This is a genomic window from Arthrobacter sp. D3-16, from assembly GCF_054408515.1.
In genome coordinates this window covers 759566-784882 of record NZ_CP096437.1, presented here as the reverse complement: position 1 = coordinate 784882, position 25317 = coordinate 759566, and the positions used below count along the sequence as shown (strand labels likewise).

General features: G+C 64.9%; 24 protein-coding genes, 2 tRNA genes and 1 riboswitch. Of the genes, 13 read left to right on the top strand and 13 right to left on the bottom strand.

All coding sequences use genetic code 11. From position 1 onward, the window contains the following. Positions 1 to 21 precede the first annotated feature (21 nt). From M1D32_RS03830 to M1D32_RS03820, 3 genes are all read left to right on the top strand, one after another. On the top strand, positions 22 to 504 hold the full coding sequence (locus M1D32_RS03830) for a hypothetical protein (RefSeq protein ID WP_458781021.1): 483 nt from the start codon (positions 22 to 24) through the stop codon (positions 502 to 504). 14 nt (positions 505 to 518) lie between these two features. Then, a complete protein-coding gene (locus M1D32_RS03825; protein ID WP_458781020.1) occupies positions 519 to 968 on the top strand; it encodes an RrF2 family transcriptional regulator in 450 nt (149 codons plus the stop codon). 172 nt (positions 969 to 1140) lie between these two features. Further along, entirely contained in the window at positions 1141 to 2301 is a 1161-nt protein-coding gene (locus M1D32_RS03820) for a globin domain-containing protein (RefSeq protein WP_458781019.1), read from the top strand. A 201-nt stretch (positions 2302 to 2502) separates the two neighbouring features. On the opposite strand, the gene M1D32_RS03815 is transcribed toward M1D32_RS03820, so the two are convergent. Next, on the bottom strand, positions 2503 to 4329 hold the full coding sequence (locus M1D32_RS03815) for a phosphoenolpyruvate carboxykinase (GTP) (protein ID WP_458781018.1): 1827 nt from the start codon (positions 4327 to 4329) through the stop codon (positions 2503 to 2505). Between the two features lie 277 nt (positions 4330 to 4606). Between M1D32_RS03815 and M1D32_RS03810 the strand changes: the two genes are divergently transcribed. The 6 genes from M1D32_RS03810 to M1D32_RS03785 all read left to right on the top strand — a co-directional run bounded on the left by M1D32_RS03810 (position 4607) and on the right by M1D32_RS03785 (position 10394). Then, positions 4607 to 4680: transfer RNA gene (locus tag M1D32_RS03810), tRNA-Arg, on the top strand. A 127-nt stretch (positions 4681 to 4807) separates the two neighbouring features. Then, on the top strand, positions 4808 to 6262 hold the full coding sequence (locus tag M1D32_RS03805) for a dihydrolipoyl dehydrogenase family protein (RefSeq protein WP_458781017.1): 1455 nt from the start codon (positions 4808 to 4810) through the stop codon (positions 6260 to 6262). A gap of 70 nt (positions 6263 to 6332) precedes the next feature. Further along, complete coding sequence (locus M1D32_RS03800; protein ID WP_458781016.1) at positions 6333 to 7040, top strand: ABC transporter ATP-binding protein; 708 nt, start codon at positions 6333 to 6335, stop codon at positions 7038 to 7040. Further along, positions 7037 to 9073 carry a YhgE/Pip family protein gene (locus M1D32_RS03795; RefSeq protein ID WP_458781015.1) on the top strand — a complete coding sequence of 679 codons (2037 nt, stop codon included), beginning with the start codon at positions 7037 to 7039 and terminating at the stop codon, positions 9071 to 9073. The genes M1D32_RS03800 and M1D32_RS03795 overlap by 4 nt, the downstream gene beginning before the upstream one ends. Beyond that, complete coding sequence (locus tag M1D32_RS03790) at positions 9070 to 9720, top strand: TetR/AcrR family transcriptional regulator (RefSeq protein ID WP_458781014.1); 651 nt, start codon at positions 9070 to 9072, stop codon at positions 9718 to 9720. Before M1D32_RS03795 ends, M1D32_RS03790 begins: the two co-directional genes overlap by 4 nt. Before the next feature lie 17 nt (positions 9721 to 9737). After that, a complete protein-coding gene (locus M1D32_RS03785) occupies positions 9738 to 10394 on the top strand; it encodes a hypothetical protein (RefSeq protein WP_458781013.1) in 657 nt (218 codons plus the stop codon). A 6-nt stretch (positions 10395 to 10400) separates the two neighbouring features. On the opposite strand, the gene M1D32_RS03780 is transcribed toward M1D32_RS03785, so the two are convergent. Both M1D32_RS03780 and M1D32_RS03775 read right to left on the bottom strand, forming a co-directional pair. After that, positions 10401 to 10928, bottom strand: coding sequence for a SixA phosphatase family protein (locus tag M1D32_RS03780; protein ID WP_458781012.1), 528 nt, complete (start codon positions 10926 to 10928; stop codon positions 10401 to 10403). Between the two features lie 49 nt (positions 10929 to 10977). Then, positions 10978 to 11844, bottom strand: a complete 867-nt coding sequence (locus M1D32_RS03775; protein ID WP_458781011.1) for a winged helix-turn-helix domain-containing protein — start codon at positions 11842 to 11844, stop codon at positions 10978 to 10980. A 941-nt stretch (positions 11845 to 12785) separates the two neighbouring features. After that, positions 12786 to 12946: riboswitch (cyclic di-AMP (ydaO/yuaA leader) on the top strand. A 5-nt stretch (positions 12947 to 12951) separates the two neighbouring features. Between M1D32_RS03775 and M1D32_RS03770 the strand changes: the two genes are divergently transcribed. Both M1D32_RS03770 and M1D32_RS03765 read left to right on the top strand, forming a co-directional pair. Continuing rightward, complete coding sequence (locus tag M1D32_RS03770) at positions 12952 to 13707, top strand: aggregation-promoting factor C-terminal-like domain-containing protein (RefSeq protein ID WP_458781010.1); 756 nt, start codon at positions 12952 to 12954, stop codon at positions 13705 to 13707. A gap of 74 nt (positions 13708 to 13781) precedes the next feature. Further along, complete coding sequence (locus tag M1D32_RS03765; RefSeq protein WP_458781009.1) at positions 13782 to 14225, top strand: YdeI/OmpD-associated family protein; 444 nt, start codon at positions 13782 to 13784, stop codon at positions 14223 to 14225. Between the two features lie 18 nt (positions 14226 to 14243). Here the strand turns inward: M1D32_RS03765 and M1D32_RS03760 are convergent, their stop codons facing one another. Genes M1D32_RS03760 through M1D32_RS03750 form a run of 3 tightly spaced genes read right to left on the bottom strand, consistent with a single transcriptional unit; the run spans position 14244 to position 16230 of the window. Then, a complete protein-coding gene (locus M1D32_RS03760; RefSeq protein ID WP_458781008.1) occupies positions 14244 to 14618 on the bottom strand; it encodes a glyoxalase superfamily protein in 375 nt (124 codons plus the stop codon). A gap of 45 nt (positions 14619 to 14663) precedes the next feature. Next, positions 14664 to 15299, bottom strand: a complete 636-nt coding sequence (gene upp, locus M1D32_RS03755; RefSeq protein WP_079598319.1) for a uracil phosphoribosyltransferase — start codon at positions 15297 to 15299, stop codon at positions 14664 to 14666. A gap of 40 nt (positions 15300 to 15339) precedes the next feature. Further along, positions 15340 to 16230, bottom strand: coding sequence for a phosphatase PAP2 family protein (locus M1D32_RS03750; protein ID WP_458781007.1), 891 nt, complete (start codon positions 16228 to 16230; stop codon positions 15340 to 15342). A gap of 61 nt (positions 16231 to 16291) precedes the next feature. Here M1D32_RS03750 and M1D32_RS03745 point away from each other — a divergent pair, with 61 nt between their 5' ends. Next, positions 16292 to 16798: a nucleoside deaminase gene (locus M1D32_RS03745; RefSeq protein ID WP_458781006.1), complete on the top strand. Its 507-nt coding sequence runs from the start codon at positions 16292 to 16294 to the stop codon at positions 16796 to 16798. A 42-nt stretch (positions 16799 to 16840) separates the two neighbouring features. On the opposite strand, the gene M1D32_RS03740 is transcribed toward M1D32_RS03745, so the two are convergent. The 5 genes from M1D32_RS03740 to M1D32_RS03720 form a co-directional block, all read right to left on the bottom strand. Next, positions 16841 to 17917 (bottom strand): glycosyltransferase family 4 protein, encoded by a 1077-nt coding sequence (locus M1D32_RS03740; protein WP_458781005.1) that lies wholly within the window; start codon positions 17915 to 17917, stop codon positions 16841 to 16843. Positions 17918 to 17919: 2 nt separating this feature from the next. Next, a complete protein-coding gene (locus M1D32_RS03735; protein WP_458781004.1) occupies positions 17920 to 18318 on the bottom strand; it encodes a 6-pyruvoyl trahydropterin synthase family protein in 399 nt (132 codons plus the stop codon). A 4-nt stretch (positions 18319 to 18322) separates the two neighbouring features. Next, positions 18323 to 19384, bottom strand: a complete 1062-nt coding sequence (locus tag M1D32_RS03730) for a zinc-dependent alcohol dehydrogenase (RefSeq protein ID WP_458781003.1) — start codon at positions 19382 to 19384, stop codon at positions 18323 to 18325. A gap of 101 nt (positions 19385 to 19485) precedes the next feature. Next, positions 19486 to 20106 (bottom strand): HNH endonuclease signature motif containing protein, encoded by a 621-nt coding sequence (locus tag M1D32_RS03725; protein WP_458781002.1) that lies wholly within the window; start codon positions 20104 to 20106, stop codon positions 19486 to 19488. Beyond that, positions 20084 to 21130: a DUF222 domain-containing protein gene (locus M1D32_RS03720; RefSeq protein ID WP_458781001.1), complete on the bottom strand. Its 1047-nt coding sequence runs from the start codon at positions 21128 to 21130 to the stop codon at positions 20084 to 20086. Before M1D32_RS03720 ends, M1D32_RS03725 begins: the two co-directional genes overlap by 23 nt. A gap of 257 nt (positions 21131 to 21387) precedes the next feature. Here M1D32_RS03720 and M1D32_RS03715 point away from each other — a divergent pair. Continuing rightward, a tRNA-Ser gene (locus M1D32_RS03715) sits at positions 21388 to 21477 on the top strand. A 264-nt stretch (positions 21478 to 21741) separates the two neighbouring features. On the opposite strand, the gene M1D32_RS03710 is transcribed toward M1D32_RS03715, so the two are convergent. Together M1D32_RS03710 and manD are read right to left on the bottom strand one after the other, a co-directional pair. Continuing rightward, on the bottom strand, positions 21742 to 24021 hold the full coding sequence (locus M1D32_RS03710; RefSeq protein WP_458782094.1) for a gluconokinase, GntK/IdnK-type: 2280 nt from the start codon (positions 24019 to 24021) through the stop codon (positions 21742 to 21744). Positions 24022 to 24068: 47 nt separating this feature from the next. Next, positions 24069 to 25298, bottom strand: a complete 1230-nt coding sequence (manD, locus tag M1D32_RS03705) for a D-mannonate dehydratase ManD (protein ID WP_458781000.1) — start codon at positions 25296 to 25298, stop codon at positions 24069 to 24071. Positions 25299 to 25317: the final 19 nt, after the last annotated feature.

The following is a 25317-nucleotide window of genomic DNA, read 5'->3' as shown; positions in this document are numbered from 1 at the left end:
CGCATGGCTGAGGACAGCGGGATGGACTCCGGAGCAGGTACCGGCGGGCAGGCGTCCTGGCGGGAGTCCGTGCCGGAGAGCACGGCCACCGACCTTGAGAACCTCCTGGGGACAGGCATCAGCGCCGCGCAGGAGCAGCTTCAGCGCAACGGCGGCTTCCTGCCATTCGCCCTGACCGTGCAGAACGACGGCGAGGTCCGGCTGGTTGCCGTTTCCCCGGCAGATGCCCAGGAAGGCTCCGGCGGCGACTTTGACGCCGATGCCATGATCAGCGACCTCACTGCGCTGCTGCGCCAGAACCGCGAGGACTTCCGGGCCGCGGCGGTGGTTTGCGACATTCTGCTGGTGGAGGAGGACTCGGACGCCATCCACGTGGCCACCGAGCACCGCGAAGGCCCGGTGTTCGCCGCCGTTTTGCCGTACTCCGCCGACCCCACCACCCGGACGTGGGAGTTCGGCGAGCTTGCGGCTGACGCCAGCGAGCCCGCCATCTGGGTGGACTAGACCGGGCCCGCCCCATGAAAATCAATGCTTTTGCGGACGTGAGCCTGCGGGCCCTCATGGTGCTTGCAGCTGCCCCGGGCGGGACACTGCTGACTACGCAAAACATTGCCGATACCGTGGGAACGCCCTACAACCATGTCAGCAAGGCGATGGCCAAACTGCGCAACCTCGGGTTCATCGAGGTGGAGCGCGGCCGGACGGGTGGTTCCCGGCTAAGCCACGCGGGCCGGATCGCCACCGTCGGTCAAATACTTCGGCAACTCGACACCCGAACGGACGCTGCGGAGTGCGTTGCCCCCAGCGGTAACTGCCCCCTCATCAACGAGTGCAAGCTCCGCGCTGCCCTGTCGCGGGCGCGCGAGGCGTTCTACCGGGAGCTTGACGACGTGGTGATCGCCGATCTTCCTGCGTCCCGGCAGATGGCCCCGGTCTTCGAAATGATCGGGCTTCGGCCGGGCCTTTAGCCCACGGCCTGAACCTTCCTCCCCACCGTTACGGGATGGCCGAGCCATTGCACCGCATGATTTGATCCCAAGTTCTACAGCGTGTAGAACTTGGGATATGAATACAAGCATTTCTAATGCGGGTATTCAAAAAGGCCGGACGAAGGCCCCGGTCCCTACCTCAGGAGTTCCTATGCTCTCGGACAAATCCCGCCCTGTTATCGAAGCCACGCTGCCGCTCGTGGGTTCGCGCATCGGCGAAATCACGCCCAGGTTCTACCAGCGGCTGTTCGCCGCGCACCCCGAACTCCTGGACGGCCTGTTCAGCCGCTCCAACCAGCGCTCCGGCAACCAGCAGCAGGCCCTGGCAGGCAGCATCGCGGCCTTCGCCACGCACCTCGTCACCAATCCGGGCACCCTCCCCGAAACTGTCCTTTCGCGCATTGCGCACCGGCACGCCTCCCTCGGCATCACAGAACCGCAGTACCAGGTGGTCTACGAGCACCTGTTCGCGGCCATCGCCGAAAACCTGGCAGACGTCATCACACCCGAAATCGCGGAAGCCTGGACAGAGGTGTACTGGCTCATGGCGGACGCGTTGATCAAACTCGAGAAGGCGCTGTACGCAGGGCAGGCCAACGGCATGATGTGGATGCCATGGCGGGTTTCTGCGAAAACTCCCGCCGGGGCCGGATCAATGACTTTCACGCTGGAGCCCGCCGACGAAACGCCCGTGACGCAGGCGCTTCCCGGCCAGTACATCAGCGTCAAGGTGGTCCTGCCGGAAGGCCTTCGCCAGGTGCGCCAGTACTCCCTGTCGGGCGGGGCAGGCACCACCCGCAGCTTCACTACCAAACTGGACGACGGCGGTGAGGTCTCCCCCGTCCTGCACCACAACGTACAGGTGGGCGACATTCTGGAAATCTCCAACCCCTATGGCGAGATCACCCTCAAGGACGGCGACGGTCCGGTGGTGCTGGCGTCCGCCGGCATCGGCTGCACGCCCACCGCGTCAATACTGCGCTCCCTGGCGGAGTCCGGATCCGAACGGCAGGTGCTGGTGCTGCACGCTGAAAGCAGCCTGGAAAGCTGGGCCCTGCGCAGCCAGATGACGGACGACGTCGAGCGCCTGCAGGGTGGCGAGCTGCAGCTGTGGCTGGAACGGCCGGAGCCGGGAGCCAGGGAAGGCTTTATGTCCCTGCGCGAAGTGGACCTTCCGTCCGATGCCTCCCTCTACCTCTGCGGCCCACTGCCCTTCATGAAGAACATCCGCAACGAAGCAATCAACGCCGGCATCCCGGCCACCCGGATCCACTACGAAGTCTTCGGTCCGGACATCTGGCTGGCCAGCTAGAACCCCACGCCTCCCTGGCTTCGCTCCGCTCAGCCAGGGAACCCTCGGCGGCGGAGGCCCCTGTGTGGGCCCACGCCGGCAGGGTTCCCTGGCCGAGCTTGCGAGGCTAGGGGCCGGTGGGGAACGACGGCGGCCCCGCACCTTTCGTTGGAAAGGTGCGGGGCCGCCGTCGCACTTCAGGCGCAGTTGTTCCTAAGGGGTTCAGCCCAGCCGGGACTTCAGGCTGGTGAGCTCCGACTGCAGTGCATCGGGGAGCGAGCCGCCGAAGTTGGCGAACCATTCCTCGATGGAGGCCAGTTCCGCCGCCCACTCCGTCGGGTCCACCTTGACTGCTTCCTCCACCTGGGCGGGGGTCATGTCCAGGCCTTCGAGATCGATCGAATCACCGGTGGGCACGAAGCCGATCGGGGTCTCAACGGCATCCGCCTTACCCTCCAGGCGCTCGATGGCCCACTTGAGGACACGGGCGTTATCGCCGAAGCCGGGCCAGGCGAAGCCGCCCTCGGAGTTACGGCGGAACCAGTTGACCAGGAAGATCTTGGGCAACCGCTCGGGATTGGCCTTCGCCGAAAGGTTGACCCAGTGGTTCAGGTAGTCACCTGCGTCGTAGCCGATGAAGGGCAACATGGCCATGGGGTCGCGGCGCACCACGCCCACAGCGCCTGCAGCGGCAGCAGTGGTTTCGGAGGACAGGGTCGCGCCCATAAAGATGCCGTTCGACCAGCTGCGCGCCTCAGTGACCAGGGGGATGGTGGTCTTGCGCCGGCCACCGAACAGGATGGCGGAAAGCTCAACACCGTTGGGGCTGTGGTACTCCTCGGCGAGCATGTCGATCTGGTCGATTGGCGTGCAGAAGCGCGAGTTGGGGTGCGCGGCAGGCTTGCCGGAGTCCGGCGTCCAGGAGTTGCCCTGCCAATCGGTCAGGTGATCCGGGACTTCCTCAGTCATGCCCTCCCACCAGACGCCGCCGTCGTCGGTCAGCGCCACGTTGGTGAAGATGCTGTTGCCCTTGGCGATGGCCCGCATGGCATTGGGGTTGGTGCCCCAGCCCGTGCCCGGGGCTACGCCGAAGAGGCCTGCTTCCGGGTTGACGGCGCGCAGTTCGCCTTCCTTGCCGAACCGCATCCAGGTGATGTCGTCGCCGAGGGTTTCAACCTTCCAACCCTTGATGGTGGGATCCAGCAGGGCAAGGTTGGTCTTGCCGCAGGCGGACGGGAAGGCAGCGGAGACGTAGTACGTCTTCTGCTCAGGCGAGGTGAGCTTGAGGATGAGCATGTGCTCGGCCAGCCAACCCTCGTCGCGGGCCATAACGGAGGCGATGCGCAGGGCGTAGCACTTCTTGCCCAGCAGGGCGTTGCCGCCGTAACCCGAACCGAAGGACCAGATGGAGCGCTCTTCCGGGAAGTGGACAATCCACTTGTCCGGGTTGCAGGGCCAGGGGACGTCTGCCTGGCCGGCCTCCAGCGGGGCTCCCAGCGAGTGCAGTGCAGGGACGTAGAACGCGTTGGTTTCAGTGATGCGGTTCAGCACATCGGTACCGATCCGGGCCATGATGCGCATGGAAGCGACAACGTAGGCGCTGTCCGTGATCTCAACGCCGAACTTGGGGTCCTCGGCGTCGAGGTGGCCCATAACGAACGGAATGACGTACATGGTCCGGCCGCGCATGGATCCGGCGAACAGGCCGCGAAGCTTGTCCTTCATCTCTGCCGGCGCCATCCAGTTGTTCGTGAAACCGGCGTCATGCTCCTTTTCGGAGCAAATGAAGGTCTGCTCCTCGACACGTGCCACGTCGGCGGGATCGGAGAAAGCGGCGAAGGAGTTGGGGAAGAGGTCCTGGTTCAGGCGCGTGAGTGTTCCGGCCGCGACCAGTTCGTCGGTAAGACGGGTGTTCTCCTCTTCGCTGCCGTCAACCCAGTAGATCCGGTCCGGCTGCGTAAGCTCAGCAACCTCTTCGACCCATGCCAGCAGACCGGCATGTGTGGTGGGTGCATTCTCAAGCAGCGGCTTTTGCGCCAGATCGCCCATTTCGGTTCCCTTCCTCGGGTTCATCGGTGTGTGCTAAATGCTATGGTCCGGACCACCGCGGTTTTTGGGACGTATGCTGAGCATTTGGGCCTGCAAAAAGGGGTTTCCGCGGGAATTCAAGGAACACGGGGCCAGAATTGCTGAATTAAGTGACGAAGGTCACCTATACCGGTCTAGTCGCGGAGATTACACGCTGTCCGATTTGGCATCGTGGCCAACCCTCGCGTAAAGTAATTCGAGGTTCAGGGAGAGCGGTTCTTCTCCCGGGACACAAGATGCGCCCATAGCTCAGCTGGATAGAGCGTCTGTCTACGGAACAGAAGGTCAGGGGTTCGAATCCCTTTGGGCGCACAGACAAGGTCCGCACCGGTTCGCCGGTGCGGACCTTTTGCTTTGCCCCACAAAAGTTACGCGCCATGGCGGACGCCACCCTTCTCCCTCCAGCGGCAGGCCCGGATCCCGGGCGTAGGCTTTCCCCATGATGCCCGAGGCGATTTCGCGTGAGTTTGATGTTGTAGTGATCGGCGCCGGCGCCGTAGGGGAAAACGTGGCTGACAGGGTGGTGCAGGGCGGCCTCACGGCCGTGCTGGTGGAAGCTGAACTGGTGGGCGGAGAATGCTCCTACTGGGCATGCATGCCGTCAAAAGCCCTGCTTCGCCCCGGCACAGCCCTCCACGGAGCCCAGACAACACCGGGAGCCAAGGAAGCGGTGACGCGGACCCTTGATGCCGCGGCCGTCCTCAAACGCCGGGACTACATGACGTCCAACTGGCAGGATGACGGGCAGGTCAGGTGGGTGGAGGACACGGGCATCGAACTGATCCGTGGCCACGCATGGCTGACTGCGCCGAAGTCCGTGGAAGTCGCGGGGCTCGACGGCAACTCCTATCAGCTTCAGGCGCGCCATGCAGTGGTGCTGGCCACGGGTTCAACACCTAACACTCCCCCCATCGAGGGGCTCCAGGACGTAGAGGTTTGGGGAACCCGGGAGGCAACCTCGGCCAAGGAAGTCCCGCGACGGCTGGCAGTACTGGGTGGTGGCGTTGCCGGGACGGAGCTGGCCCAGGCCTACGCCCGGCTGGGTACAAGTGTGACGCTCGTGGCGCGCAGCGGGCTGCTTCGGACCTTCCCGGCAGAGGCGGCGAAACTTGTTGCGGCCGGGTTGCGTGCCGATGGTGTGGAAATCCGGCTCAACACCACCACGGAAAGCATCAGCGAGAACGACGACGGCACGCTGGGCCTGCAACTCGCTGATGGTTCCAGCGTGACTGCCGAAAAGGTCCTGGTGGCCACAGGGCGGCACCCCGCCCTGGAAGGCCTGGGTCTGGAGAGCGTAGGGTTTGAGCCGGACGAAGCGGGGAACTTTACCCTTCGAACGGACAATTCGGGGTTGGTGGAAGGGGCCCCCGGCGGGGAACCTTGGCTTTATGCAGTAGGTGACGCGGCCGGGAAGAACCTTTTTACGCACCAGGGAAAGTACGAGGCCCGCGCTACCGGCGACGCCATCGCGGCCCGGGCCAAGGGGGAACTCACAGGCGCTGCCAGTGCTTGGAGCCGCTTCGCGCAGACTGCCAACGAACATGCGGTACCCAGCGTTGTCTTCACCGACCCGGAAGTGGCCGCCGTGGGCCGCACCCTGGACACTGCACAGAAGGACGGCTACAACGCTTCTTCGGTGGAACTTCCCATCCAGGTGGCCGGATCTTCCCTGCACTCGGAAAACTACGAGGGGTGGGCCCAACTGGTAATTGATGAGGACCGCGGGGTTCTCCTCGGAGCCACGTTCGCCGGTCCCGACGTGGCGGAACTCCTGCACGCGGCCACCATCGCTGTAGTGGGCGAAGTGCCGCTGGACCGTCTCTGGCATGCAGTTCCCTCCTACCCCACCATCAGCGAAGTCTGGCTGCGTCTCCTGGAGAAGTACGGGCTATGAGGAGCGCCTACTTGAACTGACTGGTCAGTTTGAATAGTCTGGGTTACCTGCACCCCCGTGAAAGGCACCCTTGCTTCTGGCTCAGCAGCTCCATGTCCACGGTCGCCGGGACCCCCTGCTCCCGGCCACCTCCCTCCAGGCACGCCGCGGGGAGCTGGTACTGGCCTGCGGGGACCAGCAGGATCAGCGGACCGCACTGGCCCTGGTGCTCAGCGGCCGGATGAAAGCCAACGCGGGCTCCGTCAGCTGGGATGGCAGCCGCAATATCAAGGCGCTCCGCACGGCCAGCTCCCTGGTTGATGCCCCGGGCGTCAATGAGCCTGAACCGCACCTGAGCGTGCGCGACCTCGTGACGGAGGACCTGGCACTGATCCCCCGCCGCTACCGGGGCGCGCTGCTCAGCAGTCCCTGGCTCAAGGTGAACCGCTTTGAGGACATCGCCGGCCTGTGGACTGAGCAGCTGGATCCTTCCCGCCGGCTGGAACTCCTGACGGCGCTCGCGTTGGCCAGCCCGCACACGGACTTGCTGGTGGTCGACTCACCGGACCGGCACAGTGCCGACGCCGGCAACTGGCTGCCGCGCCTGGAGCAGCTCGCGTTCGACGCCGGGCGGCCGCTGACTGTCGTAGCGACCGTAGCGGCCCGTCCGCCGTCGTGGTCCGGGCCCATCGTCGCGATCGGCAACGCGGTGCCCCGCGGACAAGAAACCGAGGAAGGCGGACCGGAACACCCCGCGGATGCCCACGAATTCGAACTCGAAACCGAGGATGCGACGTGACAGTACTGCGGCTGGCCCGCTCTGAACTCAAGCGGATGACGGGCGGGCTGCTCCCGAAGCTGACCATCCTCGCGCTGACCATGGTCCCGCTGCTGTACGGCGCCGTATACCTTTACGCCAACTGGGACCCGCACGGCAACCTGGACCAGATTGACGCCGCACTGGTGGTTGAGGACGCCGGTGCAACCGCCGGCGACGGCTCCGAACTCCAGGCTGGCAGGGAAGTAGCGGACAGCCTGGTGGAGGGCAAGGTCTTTCACTGGATCCCGGTGGCCGGCGGAGACGAGGCGGACGAGGGCGTCGCCAGCGGCAAGTACGCTTTCGCCCTGAAGATACCGCAGGACTTTTCCGCCCACCTGGTATCCCCCGGCAGCTTCGATTCCGCCAGCCAAGCCATGCTCAACGTCACCACGAACGATGCCAACAACTATCTGTTGAGCACCATCGTGGACAAACTGACCACCTCTGTACACAACGCCGTTGCTGCCGATGTCGGAGAAGAAACCGCCAACCAGTTACTCACCGGCTTCGGCACCATCCACACGCAGATGGTTAAGGCAGCCGAAGGCGCCGGCCGTCTTGCTGACGGCGCTGCCACCCTCCGGGACGGGAGTGTGGCCCTTCGGGACGGGACCGCCGGGCTGAGCAGCGGAGCCGACCAGCTTTACGGCGGCCAGGTCAAGCTGCGGGACGGCGCGAACCAGCTGACCGACGGCGCTGGCCAGTTGAGCAGTGGGCTCTCCGTCCTAAAGGACAAGACAGCAACCTTGCCCGGCAACTCCCGGACACTGGCAGCGGGTGCCGCGCAGGTGGCTGCCGGAAACGCGCAGCTCAACACCAAGGTCCAGGACGTTGCCGCCCAGCTGGAGGCTGCTGACCAGGGACTTCGCATGCGGGTGGTGGAGTCGAACAACAGGCTGATTGCTTCCGGGGTCCTTACCCAGGCCCAGGCAGAAAGCATCTTGGCCGACTTCGACTCCGTGGCTGCCTCCAACCCGGTGGCTGCTGCCAAAACCAAGATCCAGACCGACGCGGCGCAGATCCAACAGCTCGCGGACGGCGCCGAGGCCGTCCGCGTAGGTGCGGCACAACTGGCTGCCGGCACCCCCGCATTGAAAGAAGCGATCACCCAGGCCTCCGGAGGTGCCGACCAGCTGCATACCGGTGCGGCGGCGCTTGCCACCGGAGAGCAGTCAGCCGTGGATGGTGCCGCTACCCTCGCCGACGGAGCCCGCCAGCTCGACGCCGGCGCAGTGCAGCTCGAGGAAGGCGCAAGTTCGGCCGCAGAGGGTTCCCGGACCTTGGCCAGTGAGATCGGCAGCGGCGCGGGGCAGGTTCCACATCCGGACGATGCGCAGAAGAGCAACCTGTCGCGGGTTATCGCAGATCCGGTAGCAGTCAGCAACGTTTCACAGGCCAAGGCCGGGTCCTACGGCGCCGGGCTGGCTCCGTTTTTCCTCACGCTCGCTTTGTGGATCGGCATCTTTATGCTGATCCAGGCAATGCGGCCCCTCACCCAGAGGGCACTGGCATCCAACGCCCGCTCCTGGAAAATCGCCGTTGGAGGGTGGCTGCCTTTCCTCACCGTCTCGGTGGCGCAGGCTACCCTCCTCACCCTGGTGGTCAACCTGGCACTGGGCCTGGACGCCGCCCACCCCGTCCTGATGTGGCTATTTATGCTGGCAGCGGCAATGGCGTTCAGTGCCCTCATCCAGGGAATCGTGGCGTTGCTGGGCTCCCCCGGAAAACTTGTGGTCCTGATCCTGCTGGTCCTGCAGCTGGTGTCCTCCGGTGGAACCTTCCCCTGGCAGACCACGCCACAGCCCCTTCACATGGTGCACGAAATCCTGCCCATGGGTTATGTGGTGGCAGGGATGAGGCACCTGATTTACGGGGCCGGCCTTTCGATGATCGTCCCCACCGTGCTGGGACTCGCGGGGTACACAGCGCTGGGACTGGTCCTGTCCACCCTGGCCGTGCGCAAGGGCAAATACTGGACGCTCAAGACGCTGAAACCGGGGATCGCAGTATGAGCGCCCCGGATCCGCGGCTTGAACCGGCTAAAAAACTCCGCCCTGCCCGGACCACTGCAACACGCCAAAAGCTTTTTGACGCCTCCATGGACCTGATCGGTGAGCGTGGGGTGGCGGGTGTGACCGTTGACGAGATTGCAGCTGCTGCAGGCGTCTCCAAGGGGACGGTTTACTACAACTTCGGCAGCAAGTCGGACCTCATTGCGCAGCTGTTGCGCCATGGCGTCGATATCCTCAAGGCCCGCCTGCTGAAGGCGCCGGGCGGCCGGGCCCGCCAGGATCCCTTGCTGGCAATGGAAGCCATGATTGGCCAGGCCATGGACTTCATGGCCGACTACCCGTCCTTCGCCCGGCTGTGGGTTAGCGAAAACTGGCGCACGCCCAGCGAATGGCAGGGGACCTTTACGCTCCTGCGGGGCGAGCTCCTGGCGGTCATAAGTGAAGCGGTGGAAAACGTTACCAAGGTCTACCCTGTGGATCCTTCCGTTGCACGGGGCAGCCTGGAAACAGCCATCTTTGGCGCGTGCTTTGTGGTGGGGCTTGACCGTCAGACCTATAACCCGGAGCGCACCCGTGATCAAAGCGTTGCAGCAATCATGGCCATCATGCGCGGCTACGTAATACAGCAGCCCCCTCCTCAGGGATGATGGTGGACATGCGTCACATGGGGAACAGCGGAAAATTCGCGGTCATCACCGGCATCGTCGCTGCCGGCCTGCTGGTCCTGACAGGCATGACGCTGGCGGAGCCCGTGTTCATGGCTTTCCTCAGCGTCCTCGGCCTGGCCTGCCTGGCCTGCCTCATCGAGGTCCTGCGACGCCGACGCTTCGTCATGCTGGCCATTGCCGGCCTGTCCACGAGTCTCGCCGTGGCGGGAACGCTGGCCTTCCTGAGCACGTGGGAGCTCGCTTTCACGGACGAGTCGTCGCTGTTCGGCACCCCGTTGCCCACTTCGGACCCGGACAACTACTTTTTCTTAGCCGCATTCTCCGCCCTGGCCGCCCTGGCAGCACTGTTCACCGGCGCTATATGGCCGGGACGCCGGCGCACTGCACAACAATCCGGCGCAGCCCGGGCTGCAGGCGTCCGCACCGCTGCCCACGGCAGCAGCAATGCCGCGAGGAGGACACCGGCACGGCAGTCCAGCGCTGGGCAGCCGCGCACCCCGTCGGGCCCGCGGGCTGCAGTGCGGCAGCCGACGTCGTCCGCGCGCCAGGCTCCCCAGAGACAAGGCGCGGCGAGGCAGGGCGCCGCAAGGCAGAGTGCCACAAAACATAGTTCCGCGAAGCAACCTCAGGGCCGCAGCGCGCCAAGGAAATAGCTTGCGCTAATGGGCCCGGGGCACCTTGAACTTGGTGATCCGTGCGTCCTGTCCGTCAAGCTCTGCCCAGGACTTTTCCGTCTCGAGGACGGTGAGCGCATTGGTGGGGTACCTCGTTGCGGCGTCCATGTAGGCATCGTGATCGGAATCGCGCGAGGCGAGGTGCATGGCAAGGTCCTGTACCCCTGGCAGGTGCGCAATCAGCATCAGCGTTGTGACGGTATCAGGTACGTGGTTGACCACGGCAAGCATGCGCAGCGCGGAGGAAGCGTAGAGGCCGTCTTCGAGCTTGGGCGTGGGTGCCTTGTCCCCGAGTTCAGAACAAACCCAGGTGCAGGTCTGGCGGGTCCGCAGGGCGCTGGAGCACAGGATGAAGTCAGGCACGATGTTGTGCTTGAGCAGCCAACGCCCGGCAAGGGGCGCCTCCCGGTGGCCCCGTTCCTCCAGCGGCCGCTCGTGGTCAGCCACGCCGCCAGGCCAATCGGCTTTGGCGTGCCGCATGATCACAAGGCGTCGAAGATGGTGCTGGCTCATCGCCCAAGCCTAAGGCACGGCCACATGCCTCCTGCGAGCCTCCGGGATGCTAGATCGAGTATTCCGGAGCGGCCCAGACAACGACCTCGGGGTGCTCGTAGAACCGGTAGCCCTGGCCGCGGACGGTGCGGACGGTGTTGGCGAGGCGGCCGAGCTTGGAACGGAGACGGCGGATGTGGACGTCGATGGTGCGCTCGTTGGGCACTTCTTCGGCGTTGCGCCACAGGCCCTCGAGCAGCTCGTCGCGGCCCACGGTGCGGGTGCCGTTCTCCACGAGGTAGTTAAGGAGTTCGAACTCTTTGAAGGTCAGGTTCAGGGATTCACCGTCGAGGTGCACTTCGCGGCGTGCGAGGTCGATCAGGACGCCGGAGGGGCGCGGCTCCTGGGGCTGCTGCGGCCGCGGGGTTTCGGTGCGCTGGCGGGTGTTGACCGTGGGGTCACCGAAAGTGGAGCGGACGACGTCGAGCGCTGAGCCCGGCGTACCGGCGGGGGCAACGGCAACAGCGGCGTAGCTTTCGGCTCCCGTTACCAAGGACTGGGCGTAGGCGCGGATTTCCTGGGCCAACTTGGCGATGGAGGTACCTGCCGCGGCGGCGGTTTCCTCGTCGATCCCCATGTAGAGGACAAATCCACGGGCGACGTTGTCATTGGCCACCGGGCGGACGGGGTTGGGCCCGGCGACTACGGGAGTGGGAGCAGTGACAGGCGCGGACTCGGCCGGCGGGACGGCGCGCAGCTGGCCGTAGGAGTTGGGGTTGTAGCCCTGGGGGCCATAACCCGAGCCGGGAAAGCTGCTTCCGGACGTGGCGGGAGCGAGCGACGTTCGTGGTCCGAAACCGGGGCGGAGGCCCGACGGCTGGCCACCCTTGGCGGCGTTACGGACAGAAATGTGGACGTATCCGGATGCAACTGACATGTAGTGCTTACCTCAATGTGAATGGCCGCCATCGCGGCTCGAATGCTGGGTTCCCCGCACTGCGCAATAAAACTGGGGAGGGACGCCCGACGCTGGGCTGGGGGGCGTATGCCGACGAACTTCATGGGGTGGGAAGTTCAGGCGTACATTCGACAACAGCGCATGTCGGCAGCAGCGGATGTGCTGGGCCAGTAGTCTGCGGCTGCAGGTGCTGTTGAGTTCTTGTTCACAATGGAAGTGTGCAGCGTAACAATGCGAACTTGCAAGTAACAATGGACGAATCAGTCCGCATTCTGAGACAAAAGCGCTTGATGTGGCGCAGATCACGATTCTGGATAATGGTCAGATTGCTGATCATTTTCCCGCTCCCGGGTCGGAAAAGCTATACGGGCTGAACTTAATTCGCCGGAACCTACTCCCTCCGTCTTTTCTTCAGGCGTACCGGGAATGCCGGAATTGCCCTCGTTTCTGCATCCCCTTGTCCAGCGGCGCCAGCATGTGGGCACGAAAATGCCTCTTCCCTGGGGCACTTGCGGTCCGGGTGCCGCCGTCGAACTCCAATCCGGGAACGGAGTCGGCTCGATGAGGGCCAGCCGCTGAAGCTCAGCAAGGTGAACCTCACGCGGCTGGTGGTTGTTACTGGAGTGGAAAGGACCGCCAAGAGTGCTGCCCTTGGTAACGGCAACGGACGACGGCGGCGTCGCGGCGGAGTTCGTAGACCATGTGTTTTCGCGCTTCGCCGGCGCAGGGGGAAGAGTAACGGTGATATCACACCCAGGACGGACAGGGTTCGCCTCGGAACTTCCCATCCGGTGATCTTGCAGCAAGGCGACGCGCCGTCATCGTGATCTCTGTTACCAAAATGTGACTTGCGCGCTCCATTCCTGTACCGTCGATTGGGTGAGGTTCGCATACGAGCCGCATATCCGGATGACGCCAAGCTCTGCCACTTCCCGGATTTCCCTTGAACAAAGGCAGAGGCGGGGGACCCACCGTCCCGGGCACTAATTGCCCTTGGGGTTAAGCCAGCACGTGATCTTTCCGTGTGGCCGGATGCCCTCATCCGAACCCGACAGCTAACTCCGCAGGTGTGAGAGGCGATCCATCATGTTCAAAACCCTGGTAAAACCGCGCCCAAAAAACGGTTCTGCACCGCATGCCGGAACAGAAAACGGCAAAATTCCTTCCTTCGGCAAGCGTGCGGCTGTGGTGGCCGCATCCTGCGCACTCCTCGTTGGAGTAGGAGCCGCTGGACAGGCCACCGAAACCAGCATCCGCGTAGCGGCCACCGAGACGCAGGCCGCCCAGGCGCAGTCGAACCTTAGCATCGAGAAGAGCGAGATTACCTCCAATCCCGCGCCTGAGGCCGCCACCCCGGAGATGGCTGTAGCCCCGCAGGCTGCCGAGCCCGCACCGGCTCCCGCTGCCGAGCCCGCACCGGCTCCCGCTCCTGAGCCCGCACCGGCACCCGCACCCGCTCCTGAGCCGGCTCCGGCACCTGCTCCCGAGCCGGCACCCGCTCCCGCGCCGGAGCCTGCACCCGTCGTCGCGGTCAACGATCCCGCCGGTGCCCAGGCTTACGCTGCCGGCCAGCTGGCGAACTACGGGTGGGCTCCTGACCAGATGCAGTGCCTGAAGACGCTGTGGACCAAGGAGTCGGACTGGACCACCACGGCCACCAACCCAAGCAGTGGCGCCTACGGCATTGTCCAGTCCCTGCCGGCGGAGAAGATGGCCAGCGCCGGTGCCGATTACCTCACCAATTACCGCACGCAGATCAACTGGGGCCTGAACTACATCCAGGAGCGTTACCAGTCTCCGTGTGGTGCACTGAACTTCCACCTGTCGAATAACTGGTACTAAAAAGTACCGGGACACCGGGGGCTTGCAGGGCCCGGACCTTTTGTAGGACCGGGCCGCCCTGCATACTGTGATCCATGAGGTTCACCACCACCGTCCAGGGCAGCGGCAACAAAACCGGCATCGTAGTGCCCGAGCATGTTGTTACGGAGCTGGGAGCCGGTAAGCGGCCGCCGGTGGTAGTAACCATCCACGGCAAAAGCTATCGCAGCAGCATCGCAGTGATGGGTGGCCAAAACCTTATTTCACTGAGCGCAGCCAACAGGGAGTTTGTTGGCGTCGTGGCGGGAGACACCGTTGACGTGGAGCTGGAACTGGATACGCAGCCCCGGGTTGTGGAGGTTCCCGAGGATCTTGCGGCGGCAATGGCTGCGGAGCCCGCGGCGCAAGAGTTCTACGTGACCCTGAGCAACAGCGCCCAGCGGCGGTACGTGGAGCCGCTGGGCGAAGCCAAAACTCCGGAGACCCGGTCGCGACGAATCGCCAAAGTGGTGGAGGACCTCAAGGCCGGAAAGAAATAACCGCCCGGCCCGACGGCATCAGGTGTTGCGGCCGGGGATGTACTGGACAGCCCACCTGTTGCCGTCGGGATCGGCGAAGTACACAAAGTGGCCCCAGTCCTGCACGTCCACATCGCTGACGTCCACCCCGTTGCTTTTGAGGTGCCGGTGTGCGGCCTCTATGTCGCTGACCACCAGTTGAAGGTTGGAGCCGGTGCCGGGAGGTGCGTCGGTGAGCCCGTCGCCGATGCATATTGAGCAGGCGGAGCCTGGAGGCGTCAGCTGGACGAAGCGGATGGAGTCCGTTGGCCGCTCATCAAAGTCGGCGTTGAAGCCCACCTTGTTCACGTAGAAATCCTTGGCGCGGTCCACGTCGGACACAGGGACGTACACAAGTTCGAGTTTCCAGTCCATCCGCACAGGCTAACGGCGGGAAGCTGAATGGAAAAGGCTTGAGGACTACCCCGCGATGCCGTAGAGGCGGTCCCCCGCGTCCCCCAGTCCGGGCACAATGTACGACTTCTCGTTGAGCTTTTCGTCGATCGAGGCCAGGACAATGGTCACGTTGGCGCCGGAGAGTTCCTCTTCCAGCTTGGCCAAACCTTCCGGGGCAGCCAAGAGGCAGATGCAGGTCACGTCTGAAGCACCGCGCTTGAAGAGGAATTTGATGGCTTCCCGCAGGGTCCCGCCGGTTGCGAGCATGGGATCAAGGACGAAAATCTGCCGGTCCGTGAGGTTTTCGGGGAGGCGCTCGGCGTAGGTGATGATGTCCAGGGTTTCCTCGTCCCGGGCCATCCCCAGGAACCCCACCTCAGCGGTGGGGACGAGTTTGGTCATGCCCTCAAGCATGCCCAAGCCGGCGCGGAGGATAGGAACCACCAGCGGAGTGGGCTTGGTGAACGCCGTACCCACAGTGGTGCTGACCGGCGTTTCGATGGTGACGGGTTCGGTGCGGACCTCGCGGGTGGCCTCGTAGGCGAGAAGGGTCACCAGCTCCTCCGTCAGCTGCCGGAAGACCGGGGACGGGGTGTTCTTGTCCCGCAGGACGGTGAGCTTATGGGCGACCAGCGGGTGGTCCACAACGAGAGTGCGCATGGGTCAAAACTATCACCCGGTTGCTGGCACTCCCCTGCCGTCAGCCTCCAGCGCCCGTCCGCGGGGAGCCGCCGTCGCTTCGGCGTAAGGTCCCGCCGTCGGACGTTGCGGACGACCCGCCGTCGCTCCTTTCCGAGGTGCCTGCGCTGCTGGTGCCCGCGCTGCCGGGGAGTGGATCCCCGCTGTGGTCCTCGCGGAGGACCGGGTGCTCGAAGGTTGGTGCCGGGCCGGCATGTTCCCGCCGCCGGATGAGGTGGAACAGCCGATGGGCCAGGATCACCATGGACACCCAAGCCAGCCCCAGGAACCACCCGGCCATCACGTCCGTCATCCAGTGGTGCCCCAGGAAAACCCTGCTGAGCCCCATGGCGATGATAAAGATTGCCCCGGTGGTGATGGCAGTGATCCTTGCCCAGAGCATCTGGAACTGAAGGCACATGATGTACACCAGGACGCCGATAACCACTGTTGTATTGAGGGTATGGCCGCTGGGAAACGATGGTGACGTCTCAAAGGGCGGTACGGCTTCGGAGTGGTCGGGGCGGGTCCTGCCCACCAATCGCTTGCCGAGGGTGGTGGCCGTGGTGGAAACAAGGGCTGCACCGCCCACGAGGACGATGGGGCGCCACGTCCGGCTCAGCAGGGTCAGCCAGGCGGTAAGGACAGTCGCGAGAATCGGCATGCCGATCCCGCCGCCCACGTTGGTGAAGGCAGTGGCGAAGGCGTCCACCTCCGGGTTCCGCAACGATTGGGAATATTCCAGTGCAGGAATATCAAGGCTTGCCAGCCCTTCCTCGTCCACCACGTCCGAGTACACCTCGGCTCCCAGCAGGGCCATGGTGAGCACCAGCGCGCCGCCGAGGATCATGGTCAGCCACAGGGCGGCGTAAGGCTTGATCCACTTGTCCACACGGTCTCGGACGGTGCTCATTGTTGCCTCCCGGCGGATATGCGTCACGGGCTCTGGGTACCTTCGAAACTATCATTGAGCCATGGTCTCCGCAGATAGCAAACACGCCGCCTGGATGGGCCTTGCCCTCGCGGAGGCGCGCCGCGCGCTGGCCACAGATGACGTGCCGATCGGCGCCGTGGTGATAGGGCCCGACGGCGTTGTGCTGGGTTCCGGCCGGAACCAGCGGGAGGAGCTGGGCGACCCCACCGCACACGCCGAAGTGGTTGCGATCCGGGAGGCGGCGGCGAGGTTGCGGGAGCTTTCAGCGGCCGGGGGCGGGAGCGGAGATGGTTGGCGGCTGGCTGACTGCACACTGGTGGTGACCCTCGAGCCATGTGCCATGTGTGCCGGTGCGATTGTCCTTGCACGGATTCCCCGCGTGGTTTTCGGCGCCTGGGACGAGAAGGCCGGCGCGGCGGGATCCGTGTTCGACGTACTGCGCGAGCGCCGGCTGAACCACTGGGTCGAGGTTTACGCGGGGGTGCGCGAAGCCGAATGCGGCGGGCTGCTGCGTGACTTTTTTCTAGGGCACCGTTCGCGGCTGTAGATGCTTGCTGGTGCTTCTTTATGCACCAATCTGTGCTTGAACTTAGCCGCCAAGGACGTCGAGCACGTGCGCAGCTGTCTCTTCCCACCCCGGCAAGCGGTTCCGCGTCTCACGTGCCGCTGCCCGCCAGGCGTCCCTGGTTGTCCCGTCCTGCAGCCAGCGTCGCAGGACCTCGGCCAGCAGGGCGGGGTTTCCCGGATCAGCGTCGGACGGAAAGGTGACGGAAATTCCGGGAAGGTGAGCGCCCTCCCCCGTTCCAGACTCCACTCCAGGCGCGGCGAAACTCAGCGCCTCCACGGCCCCTGTTCCTTGGCGTACTACCACGGGAATACCGTGGGCGAGTGCTTCTGTGACCACCATGCCGAACGCCTCAGCCCGGGAGACCAGAATGCTCAGGTCTGCGCGGTTCCATTCGTCCTCGAGCGCCTGGCCTTTCAGCTCACCGGTCAGCCGCACCCGGCTTTCCAGCCCGTGCGCGGCAATCGCGGCCCTCACCAGGCCCGCGTATTTCGGGTCTGCCTGGTCCGATCCCACGAGTGATGCCGTCCACTCAAGTTCCTGGATACATGCCAAGGCTTCGACGGCAAGCAGCTGGTCCTTGTTCGGGAGGAGCGCGGCTACGGTGATGAAGTGCGGCGGAATGGATCCTTCGGCCACCGGTGCAGGCTCGGTACCGGGCAGGGCCACCCGGAGTCCGCGGAGGCCGTGGCGTCCTTCGACGGTGGCAGCCGCCCAACTGCTGGTACAGATCACTCCCGATGCCGCTCGGAGGGCCCGTGCCTCCAGCTCCAGGCGCGACGGGGCCGGCATGTGCACCAGCACCCAGGCCTCCTGCCGGGCTTTGGCTGCTAACTCCAGTTCGTCCGGGGCACCCATCGCGATCAGCCCGTCCACGATGGTCAGGACGGACCCTTGCTGCGGTTCCGGCTCCCACGCGCCCAGCAAACTGCCCAGATGCCGTCGTTCCTTTGCACTGGACTCCGGCCAGGAGCCCTCCACCGCCAGCACCTCAACGTCGACGCCGAGGGTGCGCAGGCCCTGTACCAGGCGGGCGTTGTACACGTTGCCGCCTGAGTTGTGCCGGATATTGGCAGGTACCAGGAGCCGGATGGGACGCATGGTCAGGCTGCGGAGAGGTCCAGCGAGTAGGTGGCCCAGGCGTCCGGATTTTCGCGCAGGGTGACGTCGATGCCCGCAAGTTCGCGGCCGTCGTCGGTGTCTTTGATCTTTCCCGCAACCGACTGGGCGACGTACTCCGCAAGCGCCTCAGTAGTGCTGAGTTTCCCTTGGAAGTCGGGGTGCTCGTCCAGGTTGCGGTAGTTCAAGCCCGCCAGCACCTCCTCGATGATGGTGCCCGCGGCGCCGATGTCCAGCACGATGGCGTCGTCATTGAGCGTCCGACGGCGGAAGGCCACCTCGGCGACGAAGGTGGCCCCGTGCAGGGCCTGGGCGGGACCGAAAGCCTCCCGGGGAAGGCTGTGCGCGATCATGAAGTGGCGGCGGACGGTCAGGCTGAACAATGGGCTACCTCTGCTCTTCGCGGGTGGGGTCCTGGGCGTGTTGCTGGTGGGGGTCTTGATCCAGGCGGTCTTGATCTTGCCGGTATTCGATGACGTGGCACAGCGCGTCCAAGGTGCCGTCTGCGAGGCCTTGCACTGTGCCGGGCAGTTCATTGAACGGCGACGATCCGGTCACGAAAGCGTCGAACACCGGATCGGTCAGCAGGGACACGGCGAGGTCCAGGCGGTCAGCATTGGTCCTGCGGTGGCGCCGGGCACGTGCCACCACTCCCACCTGGCTCGCGCGGATTGAGAGCCGGCGGGCGTGGAAGTCCTCCCCCAGTGGCAGCGTGACTTCCCGGTTGGCATACCAGGACATTTCGATCACGTCGCCTTCATCACCGGCAAGCTGGAGGCTGCGCTCAAGGCCTTCCTGGGACGCGGAGCAGTGAAAGACCACGTCGCAGTCGGCCAGTGCGTCATCCGGGTGCGTGAATTCGACGCCAAGGGCGTCTGCCAATTGCTTCCGGCCCGGGTCCACGTCTACCAGCTGAAGCCGTTGCAGCGGGAAGGTCCTCAGCAGGGTGGCAACCATGCCGCCCACCAGGCCTGCGCCCACCACGGCCACCCTGTCGCCCAGCCGCGGGCCAGCCTCCCACAACGCGTTTATTGCCGTCTCCACCGTTCCGGTGAGAACCGCACGTTGGGAGGGGACACCGTCGGGGATCCTGGTGAGCGCATCAAGGGGCACGACGTACCGGTCCTGGTGCGGATTCAGGCAGAACACCCGCTGGCCTATCCATTCTGCCGGCCCCACTTCCACGACTCCTACCGACAGGTAGCCGAACTTCACTGGCCCCGGGAACTGGCCCTCCTGATGCGGGGCCCGCATCTCCTTGGCGACGCGTGGCGGGACTGAGCCGTGATGGACCACCATCTCGGTGCCCTTGCTGATGCCGGAGTAGAGGGCGCGGACCAGCGCCTCGCCGGGACCCGGCTCCGGGAGTTCCTCCGAGCGGAGCTCGCCCTGTTCGCGGGCTGTGGTCCAGTAGGCGGTTGCATGGATGGGCGCAGGTGAGTTAGTCATCTTGCTGATGAATCTAGCGGCCTGCGTGCGCTGGGGAAAGTTTGACGGCGGTTCCTTCCGAGTTGCAGGGTTCTCCCCCGGGGCTGGCCCCACGAAAACTGCTAGCTCAGTGCCAGCTCCCAGTCCCTGACCGGGTCTTGGGGCAAATTGACCGGCCCGGCATAGAAGGCCTCCCACAGAGGGTCTTCGGCCGGAAGGTCGTCAGGATCCAGGAAGTTGTCATCCGGAGGTTCCTCCAGTGGGGGCTCAAGTGGTGGCTCCAGAAATGGGACGTCTTCAGCAGGGCAGGCATGAGTACGGGGCATGGCCGAGGCTTCAATGCTTCCCGGTGGCCATACTGGTGGTTCCCAGTCCGGGTGTTCGCTTTTGTAGTGCCTCCCGGCGGGTGAGATCCAGCCGGGTGGTTCGTTTTGGGTGGCTGGTGTGGGTTGCCAGCCGGCGGTGTAGCGGAGTTTGTGGTGCTTGGGGCAGGGTTGGCCGAGGTTACTGATGCCGGTGGTGCCGCCTTGGTGCCAGGCGAGGAGATGGTCCGCTTCGTTGTCCAGGGCGTTGTTGCTGCAGCCAGGGAACGGACATTTGCCGTCCCTGAGCCGCAACCAGTTCCGCATGGCCTTGGTCAGCCGGTAGCTGGTCCGGCCGATCTCCAGCGGCGCGCCGTCCCGCGGATCCACCAGCACCCGATAAAACGAATTCGCACCGTCAGCGACCAGGACTCGTGCCATCGAGGCCGGGATCGGGCCGAACCCGTCCAGCATCGCGGGTTCGTCGGTGAGGCCCATGAGTGAGAACACCGGCACGGTGACCAGCACCTGCGCCCGAATTGACGAGCCCCGGCCCGGGACCGGCTTCCCCGCCGCCGCCAGCACCGCCGGCGTCGGCCCCACCGGCGTCACCAGCGCCGCCGGCACTGACCCTCGAGTTGAGGAGCGCTGCAGCGAAGTTGTCGGCCCGGAGCTGGGTGAGTGTGCGGGGCTCATCCGGTCCCTGCATACCCCGGGTGATGGCGGTGAGCCTGTCCCAGATCGCAGACGCCTGGTCCACGGGCAGGCACGCGGCCACCCAGCCCATCCCGTCAGCGTCCCGCCAGAACTCGACCCGCCGGTCCGCCACACTTTTGGCATGCCGGGCCTCCAGGCTCTCCGGGTGATGGCGCTCCCGCCAGGTCCTGGCCTTGGTTTTGAACCGGTACGCCGGCAGCTCCCCAACCGGACACCCCCGGGCAGCGTTAGGTGCAGCCGGGTCCAGGAAGTGCGCCTCCAAAGCAGCGGCCCCGTTATGGTCAAGGCTCACGGTCTGGTCCACCATGGTCCGGGCGTGCGCCCAGGAAATCGTCCCGGCCCGCAAAGCCGCCAGGGTCCGCGGCAGGGACGTGGTGAGGGCGTGGGAGTCGGCGAGCAGGGCACCGGCGGCCCGGTCACCGACCGCCAGGACACACCCGACCTCGGCGACCAGGCTCCGGTCCTGCGCCGTCGCCTCATACGGTGACCGCGCCGGAGCGTTCAGTGCTTTCGTGGCCCCTGCGAACATCGCCACTGCCTGCACCTTCAGGGCCGCCAGCTTCGCTTCCGACTGCGCCACCGCTGCAAGGACATCCAAAGCCCCGTCCGCAACCCGCTGCAACGGATCATCATCCAATCCAGCGGCATCGGATGCAGCTGTATCGCCGCCGGCGAGCACCGCGGCAAACGCAGCGACAGAGTCGTCAACAAGCTTCTCCGCCTGCACCACTGCCGCCTTCGTTTCCATACCTCCATCATGGCCAGGGGTCTGACATTCCGAGCCCCCAAAGCGGGTGCCCGCCAAAAAATTCTTCAAACTTTTTACCCACCTCCTTCGCACGACGGCGGATCAAACCGTGCCTGCTCAGGGGGTACTCCATACGTGCTTCCCCGCCATCAATCGCGGCAGAAAAGAGAAAGAGAAAGATGAAGATGCGCGGAGAGGCTCTCACCGCTGGTCCCGTTTTGGGGATGAGCCCCTCGCTCCGGTACCCTATTGAGGTTGGTGACGTGTCCGAGCGGCCGAAGGTGCAACACTCGAAATGTTGTTTGGTGTAAAAGCCAACGTGGGTTCAAATCCCACCGTCACCGCCATATTAAAAGACCCCTGCTTCCTGTTTTACCGGGAAGCAGGGGTCTTTTTATTTCCGCAGATAGTTGCCCGGGTTCGCCGGCTCGGCGACCGCGTCTTCGCCCTGATCGACCTCATCGTCGCACAACGGGAGAAAGCATATTGAGTCCGCGCTCAGAAGAGGCAATGCCCAGACGAAGCGGCGCGGACGGGGGGCAGGGTCCTGACCACGGCAGCGGACGACGGCGGGGGCACCGCCGTCGTCCGCTGCAGTTGGGTGGGGGCTGCTAGAGCCGGGTGTCGAAGGAATCGCAGAACACGTTGTCGTTAAACGTCCCCTGGAACCCGGACTTGCCCTGAATCTTCGCAATGGTGGCCCGGATAGCTTCCCGGGAGCCGGCATGGGCGTGGATTGCTGTTTTGACCATGGGCACGTCAATGAGGTGGTTGGGCTGGTTGAGGGAGACGAACACCGTGGGAACCTCGGTGGTGTACCACGGGATTTCCGCGGCCATGGGGGAGGACCACTTGATCCGGATGGCTGCTTCCTGGGCGAAGCCCTTTACGTTGGCGAACACAAAAGCGGCGTCGTACTTCTCCGCGTAGTCGCCGGTAGCTTCCTCCGAAATGACCGACATGAAATTCACGCCGGTCTCCCCCGCCGCCTCGCGCTGGTTCGCCGTCTTGAACAGGTGCACCTCGAAGCCGGCGGCTTCAAGCTCTTCCTTCACGGTATCCAGGTAGGCGAGCGGATCGGCCCGGGTGAAGTCCGCACCGCCGGAAATGCCATACAGGCGGATCCGTGGATGCGTCTGAGGCGTGATGGGCAGGTTGTCCGCAGTGTCCTTGACCAGGGTGACGGTCTTGTCAGCGATCTCCGCCGCGATGGCCCGGTGCTCTTCACTGCCAATCACGCCGAGTGCTTCCACCGGCGGCACCAGCTCATTGCGGGCCTTCACGTGCAGTCCCAGCGAGGCCTTCAGCCCAAGGATTCTGCGCAGCGCGTCGTGCAGCCGCTGTTCGCTGATCACGCCGGACTTGTAGCCGTCCAGCATGTAACCGAAGTCCTCCGCCGGGTTTCGGAAGAACAGGAACATGTCGCAGCCGGCCGCGATGGTGGCCGGCACCAGGTCCCTGCGCTTCATCGCCTGGGTAAGGCCCACCATCAGCGAGGCATCGGTCAGCACCAGCCCGTTGAAGCCGAGTTCGCCGCGGAGCAGGTCCTGGAGCAGCTCCGGTGACAACGTGGCAGGCAGGATGTCCGCATCCGCCAGGCCGGGCCGGAAGTGCCGGGACAATTCCGGTGCCCCGATATGCCCCACCATGATGGACTGCACGCCGTGCCCGATCATCTCGCGGTACACGTGGCCGTAGGTCCGGTTCCACTCCTCGTAGCTGAAGGTGTTGTAGGAAGTGACCACGTGCTGGTCGCGCTCGTCCACCCCGTCCCCCGGGAAGTGCTTCATGGCGCACACCGTGGCTGATTCGCTGATGCCGTCGAAGTACTCCTTGGCCCGCTCCACCACAATCTCCGGGGTGTTGCCGAAGGCCCTGGTGGAGATGACCGTGTTCCGCCAGTTGTAGTGGATGTCCACGATCGGGGCGAAAGCCCAGTTGCAGCCCAGGGCAGCGGTTTCCACGCCGGCCACCTGGCCCATCTGCCGGGCGATGGCTTTATCCGGGTGCGAGCCGGCCTGCAGATGCGTCGACACGAACGTTCCGTCGTCGCAGCTGCCCGCTCCCCCCATTTCAGGGTTGGAGGCGACCAGCAACGGGATCCGGGACCTCGACTGGGCGTAGCGGATGTGTTCCTGCACAGCAGCCGCGGGGCCGGGCCGGTAGCGCATGCCGCCGACGTGGAAGTTCTCCAGCACACCATCGAGGTACTCCGGGGAGTAGTCGTTGTTGTGGTTGATGAACAGCTGGCCGATCTTCTCCTCGAGGCTCATTCCGGAGATGGTGGATTCAACCCAGGTGACGGCAGCGTCGTCGAGATTGAACGGCGCGGCCTGGAGGTCGACGTCGAACCGGCCTGCCGCGGCTCGGCCGGCACCTGGCGTGCGGTCAGCGGTGCCACGGGCGGTGGACGGCCCGACGGCGGCAATCCCGGCGAGTGCCTCGGCCACCACCTGCTGTACCGGGGCGGCGATGTCCACCACAACGCCGGCTTCGTCGGCCGCCAATGGTTCCAGCGTGGCGAGCTGGGACTCAAGCAGCGCTGGCGGCATGAAATGCCCCGACCGGCCCTCAAGGCGCTGGCTGAGCACTTCCTTGCTGCCGTGCAGGTGCAGGAAGACGGTGTCCGGAGCCTGCTGCCGGATGGCGTCGCGGTAGCTGCGGCGCAGCGCGGAGCAGGCCAGGACCATGCCGCCGTCGCCCGCGTTAGCCAGCTCAGTGCCCACGGTGGCGAGCCAGGGCCAGCGATCGTCGTCCGTCAGGGGTGTGCCCGCCGCCATTTTGGCGACGTTCTCCACCGGGTGGAGGGAATCGCCGTCGAGGAACGGGACGCCAAGCTCCCGTGCGACGAGGTCGCCGATGGTGGTCTTGCCGCAGCCGGAGACCCCCATCACGATGACGCGGACCTTGGGCTGCCCGGTGTAGGGGTTGGACGTGTTCACCAGTCGTGGACCGTTCCGTCGATGAGGCGGTTGTAGGGCAGGTAGGCCTGCTGGTACGGATACGCAGCGGCGGCTTCCTCGTTGAATTCGACGCCGATGCCGGGCTTGTCGCCCGGGTGCAGGTAGCCGTCCACAAAGGTCATGGACTGCTCGAAGACCTCGTTGGTCTTGTCCGAGTGCTGCATGTATTCCTGGATGCCATAGTTGTGAATGGCCAGGCCCACGTGCAGCTGCGCGGCGAAACCCACCGGTGAGATGTCGGTGGGGCCGTGGAAGCCGGACTTGATCTGGTACTGCGCGGCGAAATCCATCACCTTCTTCAGCGGCGAAATTCCGCCAAAGTGGGTGGACGCGGCGCGGACGTAGTCGATCAGCTGTTCCTTGATGATGGTCTGGAAGTCCCAGACGGTATTGAAGATTTCACCGATGGCCAGCGGCGTGGTGGTGTGCTGGCGTACCAGGCGCAGGCCCTCCTGGTTTTCGGCCGGGGTGCAGTCCTCAAGCCAGAACAGGTCGTAGGGTTCCAGGGCCTTGCCGAGCTTGGCCGCCTGGATGGGGGTCATGCGGTGGTGGCCGTCGTGCAGCAGCGGGATCTCGGGGCCGAACTCGTTCCGGACCGCCTCGAACACGGTGGGCAGATGGCGGAGGTAGGCGCGGGTATCCCAGTCCTCCTCCACAGGGAACGCGCCGCGTCCGGCGGGCTCGTAATCGTAGCGCTCACCGGAGGCCTGTGCTTGCGCGGCCACCCCGTACACGGCTTTGATGCCCGGAACGGCTGTCTGGATGCGGATGGACTTGTACCCCAGCTCCAGGTGTTCCCGGACGGAGTCGAACAGGGCCGGAAGGTCCGCGCCCGAAGCGTGGCCGTAGGCGCGCAGCCCGTTGCGGGATGCCCCGCCCAGGAGCTGGTACACCGGCATGCCGGCCATCTTGCCCTTGATGTCCCACAAGGCCATGTCCACGGCGGCGATCGCAGCCATTGTCACCGGGCCCCGGCGCCAGTAGGAGCTGCGGTAAAGGAACTGCCAGGTGTCCTCGATGCGGTGCGGGTCCTTGCCGATCAGCAGCTGCGCTACGTGTTCCTTGAGGTAGGCGGCGACGGCGAGCTCGCGGCCGTTCAGCGTGGCATCACCAATACCTGTCACGCCATCCTCGGTGGTGATCCGGAGGGTCACAAAGTTCCGGGACGGGCTTGTCACAAAGACTTCGGCGGCAATGATTTTCACTGCAGATCCTTTCAGGGGC

Coding starts and splice junctions, on each gene's coding strand:
- M1D32_RS03830 (WP_458781021.1), top strand. CDS start 22: ATGGACTCCGGAGCAGGTACCGGCGGGCAGGCGTCCTGGCGGGAGTCC.
- M1D32_RS03825 (WP_458781020.1), top strand. CDS start 519: ATGAAAATCAATGCTTTTGCGGACGTGAGCCTGCGGGCCCTCATGGTG.
- M1D32_RS03820 (WP_458781019.1), top strand. CDS start 1,141: ATGCTCTCGGACAAATCCCGCCCTGTTATCGAAGCCACGCTGCCGCTC.
- M1D32_RS03815 (WP_458781018.1), bottom strand. CDS start 4,329: ATGGGCGATCTGGCGCAAAAGCCGCTGCTTGAGAATGCACCCACCACA.
- M1D32_RS03805 (WP_458781017.1), top strand. CDS start 4,808: ATGATGCCCGAGGCGATTTCGCGTGAGTTTGATGTTGTAGTGATCGGC.
- M1D32_RS03790 (WP_458781014.1), top strand. CDS start 9,070: ATGAGCGCCCCGGATCCGCGGCTTGAACCGGCTAAAAAACTCCGCCCT.
- M1D32_RS03785 (WP_458781013.1), top strand. CDS start 9,738: ATGGGGAACAGCGGAAAATTCGCGGTCATCACCGGCATCGTCGCTGCC.
- M1D32_RS03780 (WP_458781012.1), bottom strand. CDS start 10,928: ATGAGCCAGCACCATCTTCGACGCCTTGTGATCATGCGGCACGCCAAA.
- M1D32_RS03775 (WP_458781011.1), bottom strand. CDS start 11,844: ATGTCAGTTGCATCCGGATACGTCCACATTTCTGTCCGTAACGCCGCC.
- M1D32_RS03770 (WP_458781010.1), top strand. CDS start 12,952: ATGTTCAAAACCCTGGTAAAACCGCGCCCAAAAAACGGTTCTGCACCG.
- M1D32_RS03765 (WP_458781009.1), top strand. CDS start 13,782: ATGAGGTTCACCACCACCGTCCAGGGCAGCGGCAACAAAACCGGCATC.
- M1D32_RS03760 (WP_458781008.1), bottom strand. CDS start 14,618: ATGGACTGGAAACTCGAACTTGTGTACGTCCCTGTGTCCGACGTGGAC.
- upp (WP_079598319.1), bottom strand. CDS start 15,299: ATGCGCACTCTCGTTGTGGACCACCCGCTGGTCGCCCATAAGCTCACC.
- M1D32_RS03750 (WP_458781007.1), bottom strand. CDS start 16,230: ATGAGCACCGTCCGAGACCGTGTGGACAAGTGGATCAAGCCTTACGCC.
- M1D32_RS03745 (WP_458781006.1), top strand. CDS start 16,292: ATGGTCTCCGCAGATAGCAAACACGCCGCCTGGATGGGCCTTGCCCTC.
- M1D32_RS03740 (WP_458781005.1), bottom strand. CDS start 17,917: ATGCGTCCCATCCGGCTCCTGGTACCTGCCAATATCCGGCACAACTCA.
- M1D32_RS03730 (WP_458781003.1), bottom strand. CDS start 19,384: ATGACTAACTCACCTGCGCCCATCCATGCAACCGCCTACTGGACCACA.
- M1D32_RS03725 (WP_458781002.1), bottom strand. CDS start 20,106: ATGGCACGAGTCCTGGTCGCTGACGGTGCGAATTCGTTTTATCGGGTG.
- M1D32_RS03720 (WP_458781001.1), bottom strand. CDS start 21,130: ATGGAAACGAAGGCGGCAGTGGTGCAGGCGGAGAAGCTTGTTGACGAC.
- M1D32_RS03710 (WP_458782094.1), bottom strand. CDS start 24,021: ATGGGGGTCTCCGGCTGCGGCAAGACCACCATCGGCGACCTCGTCGCA.